Origin of the sequence: Bradyrhizobium sp. SZCCHNRI1029 (genome assembly GCF_032487555.1) — a bacterium.
GTDB lineage: Bacteria > Pseudomonadota > Alphaproteobacteria > Rhizobiales > Xanthobacteraceae > Bradyrhizobium.
In genome coordinates, this window is record NZ_JAUEUK010000001.1 from 235,862 (window position 1) to 250,494 (window position 14,633).

The 14,633-nt window shown below is 64.6% G+C and carries 13 protein-coding genes; 4 read left to right on the top strand and 9 right to left on the bottom strand.

What is annotated here, in order from left to right:
- Position 1: 1 nt before the first annotated feature.
- The gene (locus tag QW861_RS01095) at positions 2 to 1,501 is read right to left on the bottom strand and encodes a caspase domain-containing protein (protein WP_410052320.1); all 1,500 of its coding nucleotides are present in this window, start codon (positions 1,499 to 1,501) and stop codon (positions 2 to 4) included.
- A gap of 480 nt (positions 1,502 to 1,981) precedes the next feature.
- Between QW861_RS01095 and QW861_RS01100 the strand changes: the two genes are divergently transcribed.
- Together QW861_RS01100 and QW861_RS01105 are read left to right on the top strand one after the other, a co-directional pair.
- Positions 1,982 to 3,439: a DEAD/DEAH box helicase gene (locus QW861_RS01100; RefSeq protein WP_315712146.1), complete on the top strand. Its 1,458-nt coding sequence runs from the start codon at positions 1,982 to 1,984 to the stop codon at positions 3,437 to 3,439.
- A gap of 329 nt (positions 3,440 to 3,768) precedes the next feature.
- On the top strand, positions 3,769 to 4,836 hold the full coding sequence (locus tag QW861_RS01105) for a GGDEF domain-containing protein (protein ID WP_315751668.1): 1,068 nt from the start codon (positions 3,769 to 3,771) through the stop codon (positions 4,834 to 4,836).
- 31 nt (positions 4,837 to 4,867) lie between these two features.
- On the opposite strand, the gene QW861_RS01110 is transcribed toward QW861_RS01105, so the two are convergent.
- From QW861_RS01110 to QW861_RS01145, 8 genes are all read right to left on the bottom strand, one after another.
- The gene (locus QW861_RS01110) at positions 4,868 to 5,425 is read right to left on the bottom strand and encodes a TfoX/Sxy family protein (RefSeq protein WP_316170477.1); all 558 of its coding nucleotides are present in this window, start codon (positions 5,423 to 5,425) and stop codon (positions 4,868 to 4,870) included.
- Positions 5,426 to 5,542: 117 nt separating this feature from the next.
- Positions 5,543 to 5,944, bottom strand: coding sequence for an iron-sulfur cluster assembly accessory protein (locus tag QW861_RS01115; protein ID WP_315712149.1), 402 nt, complete (start codon positions 5,942 to 5,944; stop codon positions 5,543 to 5,545).
- 61 nt (positions 5,945 to 6,005) lie between these two features.
- A complete protein-coding gene (locus tag QW861_RS01120) occupies positions 6,006 to 6,377 on the bottom strand; it encodes an SUF system Fe-S cluster assembly protein (RefSeq protein WP_315712150.1) in 372 nt (123 codons plus the stop codon).
- Positions 6,374 to 7,621, bottom strand: coding sequence for a cysteine desulfurase (locus QW861_RS01125; protein WP_315712152.1), 1,248 nt, complete (start codon positions 7,619 to 7,621; stop codon positions 6,374 to 6,376). Before QW861_RS01125 ends, QW861_RS01120 begins: the two co-directional genes overlap by 4 nt.
- Positions 7,618 to 8,931, bottom strand: a complete 1,314-nt coding sequence (gene sufD / locus QW861_RS01130; RefSeq protein ID WP_316192599.1) for a Fe-S cluster assembly protein SufD — start codon at positions 8,929 to 8,931, stop codon at positions 7,618 to 7,620. Before sufD ends, QW861_RS01125 begins: the two co-directional genes overlap by 4 nt.
- A 22-nt stretch (positions 8,932 to 8,953) precedes the next feature.
- Positions 8,954 to 9,706 (bottom strand): Fe-S cluster assembly ATPase SufC, encoded by a 753-nt coding sequence (gene sufC / locus QW861_RS01135; RefSeq protein WP_315712154.1) that lies wholly within the window; start codon positions 9,704 to 9,706, stop codon positions 8,954 to 8,956.
- Between the two features lie 115 nt (positions 9,707 to 9,821).
- Positions 9,822 to 11,318, bottom strand: coding sequence for a Fe-S cluster assembly protein SufB (gene sufB, locus QW861_RS01140; protein WP_315712155.1), 1,497 nt, complete (start codon positions 11,316 to 11,318; stop codon positions 9,822 to 9,824).
- Positions 11,319 to 11,408: 90 nt separating this feature from the next.
- Entirely contained in the window at positions 11,409 to 12,566 is a 1,158-nt protein-coding gene (locus QW861_RS01145) for a cysteine desulfurase family protein (RefSeq protein WP_316192601.1), read from the bottom strand.
- Positions 12,567 to 12,738: 172 nt separating this feature from the next.
- Here QW861_RS01145 and QW861_RS01150 point away from each other — a divergent pair, with 172 nt between their 5' ends.
- Together QW861_RS01150 and QW861_RS01155 are read left to right on the top strand one after the other, a co-directional pair.
- Positions 12,739 to 13,530, top strand: a complete 792-nt coding sequence (locus QW861_RS01150; RefSeq protein ID WP_316192603.1) for a LytTR family DNA-binding domain-containing protein — start codon at positions 12,739 to 12,741, stop codon at positions 13,528 to 13,530.
- 318 nt (positions 13,531 to 13,848) lie between these two features.
- Positions 13,849 to 14,496: an alpha/beta hydrolase gene (locus tag QW861_RS01155; RefSeq protein ID WP_008971476.1), complete on the top strand. Its 648-nt coding sequence runs from the start codon at positions 13,849 to 13,851 to the stop codon at positions 14,494 to 14,496.
- Positions 14,497 to 14,633: the final 137 nt, after the last annotated feature.

Genomic DNA, 14,633 nt, shown 5'->3' on the forward strand with positions numbered 1-14,633 from the left:
CTCAGCGTCGAAAGCTCTTGATCTCGGAGACGCTGCCGTCGCGATAGGTCAACTCCACCGAGACGAACTTCGTCGCTGGCGGCAGCTTCAAATAGGGCGTGGCGTTGGAGGGAATCGCAATGGGATCGCGCATGTCGCAGCCGGGCATGTTGAGGACCTTGTCCGGCACCGCCGTGTCGATGCCGATGCGGACCTCGCGGATGGCGCAGCGATACGACATCAGGTGCGTGTAGTAGACCAGGAGACCGTTGAACTCGCGGAACGACAGCCAGCTCGTCGCGGTCATGTCGAGGATCTTGCGCTGGTCATGCACCAGCGCGGCCTCCGGCTCGAAGCGGATCGGGAACGGTCCCTGCATCTCGCCGGATGCATCGACATAGCGGACCTGGATTGTGCCCGCGGGCGCATCCGCCGGCAGCTGGATCGAGGGATTGGGCATGCGCTTGCGCGTGCGCGGATCGAGCACGTCCATGAAGCCGGTCTCGCGAAACTCTCCTGCCTCACCCATGCGCCAGGAAATGCCGAGCGTCGGATCGGCGATCGAGAACGTGACGGTCCAGCCGCCATTGTGGCGCGAGAACATCGCAATCGGTGCGTTCAGGCTCTCGTTCGCCGGCGGAATGCGCGGCGCCGAGACGGGAGGCAGCGCCGCCAGCTTCTGCTGCGGCTCGGCCGGCTTGTCGGCTGCAGCCGGCCCCTTCGCCATGCCGTTGAGAAAGACATCGTCGACCATCTGGTCGAAATAGACCGGAATCTGCTTGTGCCGCACGGTCTCGGCGAGCTCGCTGACCAGCCGGCGCGTGCGTTGCGCCACCTGCACCAGATTGACGCCGGGCTGCGTCAGCTCCTTGGCGAAGGTGCGCGTGAACACCGAGTTTGGATTGACGTCATCGTTGGAGAGCCGGTCGAGCGCGGTCTGGCGCGGACCGGCCGAGAACACTGAGAATACGCCTTCCGGCAACTGCGTCATCGGCGCCAGGCCACCCCCGCCCGCCACCGCGCGCGTGCCCGAGCGCTCGAACGGATTGTTGCGGCAGGCGTCGAACACCAGGATCGAGGTGCGCGCCTTCTTGTTCTGCAGCCGCTCGATGACGCGGTCCGCGAGGATCGAGGCGTCGCGTACCAGCTCTTCCTGGCCTTCGGTGGCCGCGGGCACGTCGGTCGGCAACAGGAAGTTCTGACCGGCGATTTCGAAGCCGTGACCGGCATAGAAGAAGAACGCGGTGTCGCCCGGCTCGACGGCGTTGTCGAACGCCAGCAGTGTCTGGCTGAACTGCTGGCGATTGAGATTCTCCGCGACCATGACATTGAAGCCGAGTTGCTTCAGCGTGTCGCCCATCGTCCGCGCGTCGTTGACGGCCTTCTGCAGCTTCGGCACGAAGCGGTAGTCGTTGTTGCCGATCACGAGCGCAATGCGCTTCTCGGCACGCGCGGCGGCCGGCGCCAGAACCACTGCCAGCATCGCCAGCCCGCACGCCAGCCACGTCCGCATCGATCTCATCGTTCGTCCCTGCCCTCATCGCGTGGGCTGCCGCCCTCGGATAGTCGACGGCACCGCGCCACCGGTTCATGCCCGGCGGCACACGCGGCTGCTCCCCTGCCGAACACACGCCGCAATTCCATCGACAATTCGACCAGAGCGCTTTCCGCGACCGGCCGTAGGAAGCTTCGGAGCACCCGAATACGACAGCTCGACGACAGGTTGCCTGCAAATAATGCAAAAACATTAAGCTTTTTCGGTACTTCGCTCCCCTCTTCCATTGACTTTGCAGAATTCGCCCCTATCTTCCGGAGCAGCGCGGCCGGATCGCATCCGATTCCTGAGAGATTGACCGCGGGTCGGCGTTAGTCAGAAAACCCCCAGCTTCGTTAGAGCATGCCGTTTCGGGGTTGAGCGCGACCACAGCCTTTTACCCTCGATTCCTAACGGCGGCGTCGAATAGAGGCCCCGTCGCCTATCGGCGCGTGACATAGAGGCTCGATGTCTTTTTCCAATCTCGGCTTGTCCGACAAGGTGTTGGCTGCAGTTGCGGCCACTGGTTACACCACCCCGACCCCCATTCAGGAACAGGCGATTCCTCATGTGCTGGCGCGCCGCGACGTGCTCGGCATCGCCCAGACCGGCACCGGCAAGACCGCCGCTTTCGTCCTGCCGATGCTCACGATCCTCGAGAAGGGCCGCGCCCGCGCCCGAATGCCGCGCACCCTGATCCTGGAGCCGACCCGTGAGCTGGCCGCCCAGGTCAAAGAGAACTTCGATCGCTACGGCGCCGGACAGAAGCTCAACGTCGCCCTGTTGATCGGTGGCGTCTCCTTCGGCGACCAGGACGCCAAGCTGACTCGCGGGGTCGACGTGCTGATCGCCACGCCAGGCCGACTGCTCGATCATACGGAACGCGGCGGATTGCTGCTCACGGGCGTGGAACTCCTGGTCATCGACGAAGCCGACCGCATGCTCGACATGGGTTTCATCCCCGACATCGAGCGCATCTGCAAGCTCGTCCCCTTCACCCGCCAGACCCTGTTCTTCACCGCGACCATGCCGCCGGAAATCCGGCGCATCACCGAAACCTTCCTGCACAACCCGCAGAAGGTCGAGGTCTCCAAGCCGGCCACGACCGCCGTTACCGTGACCCAGTTGCAGGTCCCATCCGGACGCGAGGCGCATCAGAAGCGCGAGGTGCTGCGCAGGCTGTTGCGGAACGCCAAGGATCTCAACAACGCGATCATCTTCTGCAACCGCAAGCGCGACGTCGCCATCGTTCACAAGTCGCTGCAGAAGCACGGCTTCAGTGTTGGCGCCCTGCACGGCGACATGGACCAGTCGGCCCGCACCGCTGCGCTCGATCAATTCCGCAAGGGCGAACTGCCCTTGCTCGTCGCCTCCGACGTCGCCGCACGCGGCCTCGACATTCCCGAAGTCAGCCACGTCTTCAATTTCGACGTGCCGCATCATTCCGACGACTACGTTCACCGCATTGGCCGTACCGGCCGCGCCGGACGGACCGGCACGGCAATCTCGATCGTGGCCCCGGCCGACCAGAAGTCGATGGTCGCCATCGAGAAGCTGATCGGACAGGGCATTCCGACGATCGAGGGTGACTACGAAGTGCAGGAGTCCTCGGGCGACGAGGATACGCGTGAGCGACGTCCGCGTGACGCCGCGCGTCGCGGCAGCCGCGGCAAGGCCCGGGAGCGCGATGCGGCCCCGCGCGAGCGTGATCCAGCCCCGCGGGAGCGCGAGCCGCGCGCGGCAGCTCCGCGCGCCGCACAGGCAAATTCTCCGCGGCCTGCGCCGAGCGCTCGCAAGGAACAGCCTCGCAACGAACAGCCTCGCAATGAAGCGCGGCGGCCGCGGCGCGACCACGACAACGAGCCCGCCGATCACTCACATCTGCCCGCCTTCCTGCTTCGCCCGGTGCGGGCACCGCTTCCCTGAGCGCGGGCACAAGATTCCGGGCTGCCCCCCATGCGGTCGCCCGGAACATCAGCCGCTGCATTCGTAGACCTGACTTAAGTCGACAGCGCTGAGCTCTCGGCGAGGCGTGCGTCGAGCGAACAGTTCCAGCTCGCGTCAGCAGTTTCCGGCAGCATCCTATGTAGCTCATTGAACATATGAGCTGCCGTTCCCGTATCCACGGCGCGGCGCATCCGGGACTCTACGGCCGTATTTACCCCTGGTTCACAAACGTCCTTTAGCTTGGCCGGCATTGTTTATTTCATTGCTGTGACGACGACGGCGACGCGGGCGATTGGGGGGAACCTGTGGTGGTCAATGCGCTTGACGAGCACGAACGCACGATAGGCTTTGCCGAAGTCGCGCTCAGCCAGATCAGAACGCTCCGCCATTCGGCCAATCCGCGCAATTACGAGGTCTGGTACGTCTACGCGACGGGCTACAACGCACCGCTGAACGAGATCATCAACGAGACGCTTTCGCGCAACGGCAAGCTGTCGCAGTCCGATCTCGATCAGCTCTACGACTCCTACCTCGCGCAGCTCAAGACGTCGGATCGCATCGACAAGGTCGGCGCGCGCGTCGTCGGCGAGATCGACGACCTGGTGAACATGCTCACCGATGCTCTCGGCAGGACGGCGAGCTACGATGCGAGCCTCGCGGGCGCCGATCAACGACTCGCGTCGGCCACCAGCCGCGAGCAACTGGTCGACATCATCGAGGCGCTGGCCCATTCGACCAAGCAGATGCGCGAAACCAACCGGATCCTCGAAGAGCGGCTGACGCTGTCCAAGGACGAGATCAGCGGGCTGCAGCACAGCCTGGAGGTAATTCGGGCCGAGAGCCTGACCGATCCCCTCACCGGCCTCGGCAATCGCAAATATTTCGACCGGATGATCGAGACGACGGTGCAGTCGGGGCTCGCGACCGAGCAGCCGCTGTCGCTGTTGATGTTCGACATCGACCACTTCAAGTCCTTCAACGATTCCTACGGACATCTCACCGGAGACCAGGTGCTGCGCCTGGTCGGGATGACCCTGAAGCACGCCATCAAGGGCCAGGATATCGCAGCGCGCTATGGCGGCGAGGAGTTCGCCGTCGTGCTGCCCAACACCTCGCTACAGCACGCGCTGACGGTGGCCGATCACATCCGCCGCGCCGTCACGGCAAAGGAGCTCAAGAAGAAATCGACGGGAGAGATTCTCGGACGTGTGACCATCTCGGTCGGCGTATCCGTGCTGCGGGCCGGCGATGACACCGACGCCCTGATCGAGCGCGCGGACGCCTGCCTCTATGCCGCCAAGCGCAACGGCCGCAACAAGGTGGTATGCGAGAACGATCCCGAATACGCGACGACGACGCGAGGTCAGGTCGCCTGACGGCAAGGTCGCCAGCGACGCATATGGAGCATCAGCGTGCTCGCGATGATGCTGCGCGCGACGTCTGCCGGCCCCGCGCCACTGTCGCGCTGCGTGTTTTGCGACCGGCGGGACCCTTGTCTGCGCTCTTGTCAACGCTCTTGGCCACCTTTCCCGTCTTGGCCGGCTTGGTCTTTTTCACTGCCGGCCTGGTTGGTCCAGGCTTCGCCCCACCCCGGGTCGGGACCAGTCCGTTGCCCCGCGCCGCCCGCTTCTTGCTGGTCCGCTTGCTCAAGGCCGCCCTCTGGGCCGCTGCGAATGCATCTCTCGCCCAGACCGCGAACTCGTCGGTGTCATCGAACAGATGTGCCGGCACCTGCCAATACGACCGCACCGTCATGGTCCGCGCGCGGGTCTCGTAGGAAAACGGCTTGGATCCGGCCTCCTCGAATCTGGCAAAGCTGGTTTCGTCAGCACGGAGATAAAGGCCGCTGCGCAGCGCGAGCGCGAAGTTGATGCCGTCGGCGGAGATGCCGAAGCCGGAGAACATCCGCCGGATCGTGACCGGACCGAAGCCGGCGAACAGATCGATCAGGAATTCGCGGTCCATCGCGCCAGCTCCCGCCAACACCCCACTTGCTCGCCCGGAGTTTTCGGTCGGGAAGGTGGCGCGTGTCAATGTCCGGAACGCGACAGCTCCGGAGCCGCACTGGCTGGAAGCGGACGATCAGACCTCGGCCGGCTTGAGCTGCACCGACTCGCCGCAGCCGCAGGCACTGATCTGGTTCGGATTGTTGAAGACGAACTGGGCCTGCATCTTGTCAGCCTGATAGTCCATCTCGGTGCCGAGCAGAAACAGCACGGCCTTGGGATCGACCAGGATCTTGACGCCCTTGTCCTCGACGACCTCGTCGGTCGGCCGGATATCATGGGCATACTCGACCGTGTAGGACTGACCGGCGCAGCCGCCATTCTTGACACCGACACGCAATCCGATGATCTCGGACTCGGCGCGATCGGTGAGCTCACGGATGCGCTTGGCCGCCGCATCGGTGAGCCGCATCACCTGCGGGCGGGGCCGCGGCTTGGGCTTGGCAACAGGCGCTGTCGAATTCGTCGTGCTGGTCATGGCGTCATCCCGGCGGGGTATGTGATCCGCCCTTACTATTCAAACTTCGTGCCCGCTCGTCTCACCACATGTTCAGGACGAGCCGGGCCTCGTCGCTCATCCGGTCCGGCGTCCATTGCGGCTCCCAGACGATGCTGACGTTGACGACGCCGACACCCGGGACGCTCGCGATCGCGTTCTCCACCATCGTCGGCAGCTCGCCGGCCGCCGGACAGTTCGGCGTCGTCAGCGTCATCATGACGTCGACGCTGCGGTCGTCCTTGATGTCGACCTTGTAGATCAGGCCGAGCTCGTAGATGTCGGCCGGGATCTCCGGATCGAACACCGTCTTCAGCGCCGCGATGATCTCGCTGGAGAGCCGCTCGGTCTCCTCCGGCGGCAGCGCCGAATGCGTTTCGACGGACTGAGTTTTGACGTCGGCCGTGTCGGTCATGCAAACAATTCCCGCGCCTTGATCAATGCCTGTGCAAGCTGATCGACCTCTTCCCTCGTATTGTACATGCCAAACGAGGCCCTGCAGGTCGCCGTGACGTTGAATCTCTCCAAAAGCGGCATCACGCAGTGCGTGCCCGCACGCACCGCGACGCCCTGCCGATCGATCACGGTCGCGATGTCATGGGCATGCGCCCCCTTCATCTCGAACGAGATCACAGGGCCCTTGCCCTTGGCGGTGCCGATCAGCCGCAGCGAGTTGATCTCACGCAGCCGATCCTGGGCATAGGTGAGCAGGTCGTGCTCATGCGCGGCGATGCGCTCCTTGCCGACCGAGTTGACGTAATCGATCGCGGCGCCGAGCCCGACCGCCTCGACGATCATCGGGGTGCCAGCCTCGAACTTGTGCGGCGGATCGCCATAAGTGACCCAGTCGCGCGCAACCTCGCGGATCATCTCGCCGCCGCCATTGTAGGGGCGCATGGCAACGAGGTGGTCGTACTTGGCGTAGAGCACGCCGATGCCGGTCGGCCCGTACAGCTTGTGGCCGGTGAAGACGTAGAAGTCGCAGTCGATGTCCTGGACGTCGATGGCGAGATGCACGGCGGCCTGGCTGCCATCGACCAGCACCGGAATGCCGCGCGCATGCGCAATGCGCACGACCTCCTTCACCGGGACCAGCGTGCCGAGCATGTTCGACATCTGGGTGATAGCGACCAGCTTGGTTTTCGGCGTGAGCAGCTTCTCGAACTCGTCGATCAGGAAATTGCCGTCGTCGTCGACCGGAGCCCACTTGATCACCGCGCCCTGGCGCTCGCGCAAGAAGTGCCAGGGCACGATGTTGGAATGGTGCTCCATGATCGAGAGCACGATCTCGTCGCCCTCGCCGATGTTCGGTCCGCCCCACGACGACGCCACGAGATTGATCGCCTCGGTCGCGTTGCGGGTGAAGATGATCTCCTCGCTGCGCCGTGCATTGAGAAAGCGCGTGACCCGCTCGCGGCCGCCCTCATAGGCCTCGGTCGCGGCGTTGGCGAGATAGTGCAGGCCACGATGCACGTTGGCGTATTCGCTGGTGTAGGCCTGCGTCATGCGATCGAGCACCGCGCGCGGCTTCTGCGCCGACGCCGCGTTGTCGAGGTAGACGAGCTTCTTGCCGTAGACCTGCAGCGCCAGCGCAGGAAAATCCTCGCGGATGCGGGCGACGTCGTAGGATCCGTTGGAGACGGCGGGATGCGTGCTCATGCGCGCGCCTCCATCCAGTCCTGGGCGGCTGCAATGACGCGCTCGCGCAGAGCATCGTCCTCGATCGCTTCGATCGCCTCGCCGACGAAGGCCTGGATCAGCAGCGCCTGGGCCTGCTTCTCCGGCAGGCCGCGGGCCTGCAAATAGAACAACAGGCTGTCGTCGAGCGCGCCGGCAGTGGCGCCGTGGCCGCAGGAGACGTCGTCGGCGAATATCTCGAGCTCCGGCTTGCTGTCGGCCTCGGCCTCGTCGGACAGCAGGAGCGCACGGGTCATCATCTTGCCGTCGGTCTTCTGCGCGTGGGGGCGGACGACGATGCGGCCCTGGAACACGGAATGAGCACGATCGTCGAGCACCGCGCGGAAGTTTTCGCGGCTGGTGCAGCCCGGCACCGCGTGATCGACGACGAGCGTCAGGTCGCCATGCTGCTTGTCACGCAGCAGGTTGACGCCGTTGACGATCAGCTCGCTGCCTTCGCCCTTGAAAGTAATGAAGCCCTGCAGACGACTGACGGCGCCGCCTGTCGCCATGTTGAAGAGATTGAGTTTCGACCGCGCACCGACCTCGTACTTGGCTGAAGTGATGTTAACGGCGTCCCTGGCATCGCGCATCAGACGAATGGTGGACAGCGCAGCGTCATCACCGAGGGAGACGACCACGGCGTCATTGGCCTGATAGCCTGAGGCACCATCGGCGGCGATCGCGCTTTCGATCAAGGTGGCCTGCGCGCCGTTCCCCACCGAAAGATGTGAGCGACTGGCACGCGATGCTTGCGATGCTGTCGCGATGTGAATGATCTGCAGCGGATGCGAGAGCTTTGCACCGTCCGCCACGGAGATCAGGACTCCGTCGGTCGCAAGCGCCCCGTTCAACAGGACCATCGCATCGTTGACGGTCGTCTCCAGCAGCCGCTCGCTGCCGGCGCTCTGCAGCGCCTCGCGAAGCGTGCGAACCTTGACACCATCCTCGGAGGCCGAAATATCCGAGAGCTCCGCCACGAACACGCCGTCGACCAGCACCAGCTTCCGAGCACCGTCGACGGCAACAGAAGCCAGCACGGCCTTAGCCCGCGCCAGCGCCGCCGCATCCGGCGCGCCTGCCAGCGGCAGCACCTCGCGCATCAGCGCACGCAGATCGGTGTACTTCCATTCCTCGATACGACGGTGCGGCAGGCCTGTGCGCTCGAAAGCCGAGAAGGCTTCGCGCCGGATATCGGCCACCTTGCCGGTGCCGGGCAGACGGCCCCAAGCGGCAGAGAGCAAGCTGCTCGCCGCCGGACCGCTGTCGTTCTTGACCAAAGCTACGTTCATCACAGATCCATTCACGCGAGGCTCAGGCCGCGTCTTCGAACTGGGCGTAACCGGACGCCTCCAGCTCGAGCGCGAGCTCCTTGCCGCCGCTCTTCACGACGCGGCCCTTCGACATCACATGAACGACGTCGGGGACGATGTAGTTCAGCAGCCGCTGATAGTGGGTGATCACGATCATCGAGCGCTCCGGCGAGCGCAGCGCGTTGACGCCGTCGGCGGCGATGCGCAGCGCGTCGATGTCGAGGCCGGAATCCATCTCGTCGAGGATGCAGAGCGACGGCTGAAACAGGGCCATCTGCAGCACCTCGTTGCGCTTCTTCTCGCCGCCGGAAAAGCCGACATTGACGCCGCGCTTGAGCATGTCCTGCGGAATGCTGAGCGATTTCGAGATCTCGCGCACCTTCCTGAGGAAGTCCGGCGTCGAATACTCCTCCTCGCCGCGCGCCTTGCGCTGCGCATTCAGCGCGGTGCGCAGGAAGGTCATGGTGGCGACGCCGGGGATCTCGACCGGATACTGGAACGCCAGGAACACGCCCTTGGCGGCACGCTCGTCCGGCGCCATGGCAAGCAGATCCTCGCCCTTGAACAGGATCTCACCGCCGGTCACCTCATAGCCCGGCTTGCCGGCGATGACGTGGGACAGCGTCGACTTGCCGGAGCCGTTCGGCCCCATGATCGCGTGCACCTTGCCGGCGTCGATCGACAGCGTCAGGCCGTGGAGAATCTCACGCTCCTCGACGCGGACCTGCAGGTTGTTGATTTCGAGTAGTGCCATGATCTGTTTCCGCTCAACGCTTGCCCTGGCGCCACCGATTCCATCGGGTTCCGAGGGCGTATGATATCGATGTCAGCACGAGCGGGCCGCGCCGCGGCCCCGCTGCAATGTGGCCTCAGCCGACCGAACCTTCGAGGCTGATCGAGATCAGCTTCTGCGCCTCGACCGCGAACTCCATCGGGAGCTGCTGCAGCACGTCCTTGACGAAGCCGTTGACGACGAGCCCGACCGCCTCCTCCTGCGAAAGACCGCGCTGGATGCAGTAGAACAGCACGTCCTCGGAGATCTTGGACGTGGTCGCCTCGTGCTCGAAGGTGGCCGAGGAATTCTTGGCCTCGATATACGGCACGGTATGCGCGCCGCATTTGTCGCCGATCAGCAACGAATCGCAGGCGGTGAAGTTGCGCGCGCCGGTGGCTTTGCGATGCGCCGTGACGAGACCGCGATAGGTGTTCTGCGAGCGGCCTGCGGCGATGCCCTTGGAGATGATCCGGCTGGTCGTGTTCTTGCCGAGATGGATCATCTTGGTGCCGCTATCGACCTGCTGATAGCCGTTCGAGATCGCGATCGAATAGAACTCACCGCGCGAATTGTCGCCGCGCAGGATGCAGCTCGGATATTTCCAGGTGATCGCCGATCCCGTCTCGACCTGGGTCCAGGAGATCTTGGAATTGTCGCCGCGGCAGTCGCCACGCTTGGTGACGAAATTATAGATGCCGCCCTTGCCTTCCGAATTGCCCGGATACCAGTTCTGCACCGTCGAGTACTTGATCTCGGCGTCGTCATGCGCGATCAGCTCGACCACGGCGGCATGCAGCTGGTTCTCGTCGCGCTGCGGCGCCGTGCAGCCTTCGAGGTAGCTTACGTAGGCGCCCTTGTCGGCGATGATCAGCGTGCGCTCGAACTGGCCGGTGTTGCGCTCGTTGATGCGGAAGTAGGTCGACAGCTCCATCGGGCAGCGCACGCCCGGCGGCACGTAGACGAACGAGCCGTCGGAGAACACCGCCGAATTCAAGGTCGCGTAGAAATTGTCGGACGTCGGCACCACGCTGCCGAGATATTTCTGTACGAGCTCGGGATGCTCGCGGATGGCTTCCGAGATCGGCATGAAGATCACGCCGGCCTTCCTCAGCTCCTCCTTGAACGTCGTCGCCACCGACACCGAATCGAACACGGCGTCGACCGCGATCTTGCGCGTCTCGGGGCTGCCGGCGCCGGGCACCGGCTCGACGCCTTCGAGGATCGCGACCTCGCGCAAGGGAATGCCGAGCTTCTCATAGGTCTTCAGGATCTCCGGATCGATCTCGTCGATCGAGGAGAGCTGCTTCTTCGGCTTCGGCGCCGAGTAGTAGTAGAGATCCTGGAAATCGATCTTCGGATAGTCGACGCGCGCCCAGGTCGGCTCGGTCATGGTCAGCCACCGGCGATAGGCCTCAAGGCGCCATTCGAGCATCCAGGCGGGCTCGTTCTTCTTGCCCGAGATGAAGCGGACGGTGTCTTCGGAAAGCCCCTTCGGAGCCTTCTCGGATTCGATGACGGTCTCGAACCCATAGCGATATTGGTCGACGTCGATCCGCCTGACGCGGTCGACCGTCTCTTGTACGGCTGGCATTCAATCCTCCGCTCGCGGTTTCAAGGACCGCGGTGGACACGTTCTGGAACCGTCTTACGACGTTTCCTCGACGAAATCACGCCCTTAGAATCACTCAAGCACGGTTTCGTCGCCACCTTTAAGTAGGGTCAATGACAGCTTTCGCCAAGCCTGCAGGCCGCGATCGACGTCCGCCTCCGTCGTGGACCAGCCCAGACTGAGGCGCACCGCTCCCTGGGCCGCTGCGGAACTGGCGCCCATCGCTTCCAGGACATGGGAGGGCTGGACCTTGCCGGACGAGCAGGCCGAGCCGGAAGACACCGCGATTCCTTCGAGATCGAACCCGATCACGGCCGTCTCGGCCTTCAGCCCCGGCGCCGTGAACAGCGTCGTGTTCGGAAGCCGCGCCGCTTCGGAGGAAAATACCGTCACGCCAGCGGTTTGACGAAGGCCCGTTTCCAGCCGGTCGCGCAGCGCCGTGATCCGGGGCAGGTCGACCTCGAGCTCAGCCAGGGCAGCACCGGCCGCGGCGCCAAATCCGGCAATTCCTGCCACGTTTTCGGTTCCAGCCCGGCGACCGCGCTCCTGGCCGCCACCGCGGAGAACCGGAATCGGCTCCTCCACACCAGCGCCCAGAACCAGCGCGCCGACGCCCTTGGGTCCGCCGATCTTGTGCGCAGAGATGGTTACAAGGTCTGCGCCCATCTCTTTGATATCGAAGGGTATTTTTCCAAATGCCTGGACCGCGTCGACCTGCAGCAGGCCGCCCGCCTGGTGCACGATCTCAGCAACTTTCGAAGCCGGTTGAAGCACCCCGGTCTCGTTGTTGGCGGCCATGACGGATACCAGCGCCGGCGGCCCTCCGGCCAGCAGGGCTTCCAGGCGGCCGAGATCGACCACGCCGGAGGAGTCGACCGGGATCGTCTGCACCGCTGATGGCGCGAACCGGCCGCCGGCCAGCACCGAGGCATGCTCGACCGCCGACACCAGCAGCCGCTCGACCGGGCCGGCCGGCGCGCGCAGGCCGGGGCTCAAGGCGAGCACATTGGCCTCGGTTCCGCCGGAGGTGAACACCACGCGGCGCGCGACGGTGCCGAGCCCCCGGGCGATCACCTCGCGGGCCTCCTCCGTCAGCCGCCGCGCCTTGCGGCCTTCGGCGTGAACCGACGAGGGATTGCCGACCAGATCCATGGCGGCGAGAATCGCCGCGCGCGCTTGCGGTCGCAGCGGGGTCGTCGCATTCCAGTCGAGATAGATCCTGTCGGCCATGGCTCGTTCTTATCAACTCGGGTTACGAACGACCATCGCTCGTCCGCGCCATGATGGTGCGCCAAGGCCCGCGTGATATTGTCGGGCGCGAGATTGAGATAGCGGGTCCCGTGCCATGAACAAGCTTGTCGGCTCGATGCTGCGTCCGAATGATCGGACCTTCTACGCGATCATGGCCGGGCTCTCGCTCGGCATCGGCGTCGTCAACGCCCTTTCCGCCGCCCACGATGCCGTCAGGCGGGGCGCGGCCTATGATCTGGAAAAACAGTTGCTGTGGGAGATGACGAGCATTGTCGTCCTCATCCTGCTGGCGCCGCTGCTGGTCGCTACGGTTCGTTCCATCCGGCTGGGTCCGGCTGCCATGGCACGTCACATCGCGCTCGCCGTTGCCGCCGTGGTCGCCTTCTCTTCGCTTCACATGATCGGCATGGTGACGCTGCGCAAGCTGCTGATGTGGACCGCGGGCGGCGCGTACGACTTCCAGCTCTCGCTGGCCACCATCGTGTACGAGTTCCGCAAGGACGTCATGACGGCGCTCCTCATCGGTGCCACGCTCTGGCTGTACGACGGCTATCGCGCGAGCGCTGTCCGAGAGCCGACACGGCGATCCGAGCCGCCTGCCCCTGCCACGCTCTGGCTGCGCGACGGCGCGAGCCGCATCCGCATCTCGCCGGCCGACATCCTGTGGGTCGCCGCGGCTGGCAACTACGTCGAATATGCCATGGCCGACGGCAGGCGACATCTGATCCGCGGCACCTTGTCGGCCGCCGAGGTCGAGCTCGCTCGCTTCGCGCTCGTCCGCATCCACCGCGGCCGGCTGGTCAACATGGCCCGGGTCGCCGCGCTTTCGGTCCTGCCAACGGGCGATTTCGGCCTGACCTTCGACAACGGACAATCCGCGCAGGGCAGCCGCCGCTATCGCAGCGCCGTTGCGCAGCTGGAGCAGACGGCGTCGCTGCGCTGAACGGCCGGGCTGCAGACGAAAACGCCAGTATTTTCATCGAATTGCAGGCGCATTCGGATCACGTTCCGCGACCGCTTCGCCCCGCCACTGTATCGGCAGCCCGGCCTGCATCCCTGCCGCAGCCGCCTTGCCGGGCGTTGAAAATCCTTGCTTTTTGCCCCGCGCTCCATGCTAGAAGGCCAACTTCCAGTCACGCCAGCGCTGCTCCGTCCAAGCGAACGGATGGCGCTCGATCACCACTTTTCCTGCTGAACTCGTCGGCGAGGCGCCAGATGAAGCATGGACGAAGTCGGTCGACGCTCTGCCAAGGATTCTCTGATGCCTGAAGTCATCTTCAACGGTCCGGCCGGCCGCCTCGAAGGCCGTTACCATCCGGCGAAGCAGAAGAACGCGCCGATCGCGATGATCCTGCATCCGCATCCGCAGTTCCACGGCACGATGAACCATCAGATCGTGTACCAGTGCTACTATGCCTTCGCGCATCGCGGCTTTTCGGTGCTGCGCTTCAATTTCCGCGGCGTCGGCCGCAGCCAGGGTTCGTTCGATCACGGCACCGGCGAGCTGTCCGATGCGGCCTCCGCGCTCGATTGGGCGCAGACCATCAACCCCGAAGCTCGCGCCTGCTGGGTCGCCGGCTTCTCGTTCGGCGCCTGGATCGGCATGCAGCTCCTGATGCGCCGCCCGGAGGTCGAGGGCTTCATCTCGATCGCGCCGCCCGCCAACCTCTACGACTTCTCGTTCTTGGCGCCCTGCCCGTCCTCGGGCCTGATCGTGCACGGCGAGCGCGATGCGGTGGTGCCGCCCAAGGACGTCAACACGCTGGTCGAGAAGCTGAAGACGCAGAAGGGCATCGTGATCGACCAGCAGGTCATCCCCGGCGCCAACCACTTCTTCGACGGCAAGCTCGAGCCGCTGATGGAAACCATCACCGCCTATCTCGACATGCGCCTCGCCAATGTGAGGTGAGGTTGCGTCATCACCCGCGAAAGAAAGCGGGTGATCCAGTACGCCGCGGCTTCTCGGCTGATCATCAGCGTCTCGGAATACTGGATCGCCCGGTCAAGCCGGGCGATGGCACTGTGAGTGGCGTGAACGCTCGGTAC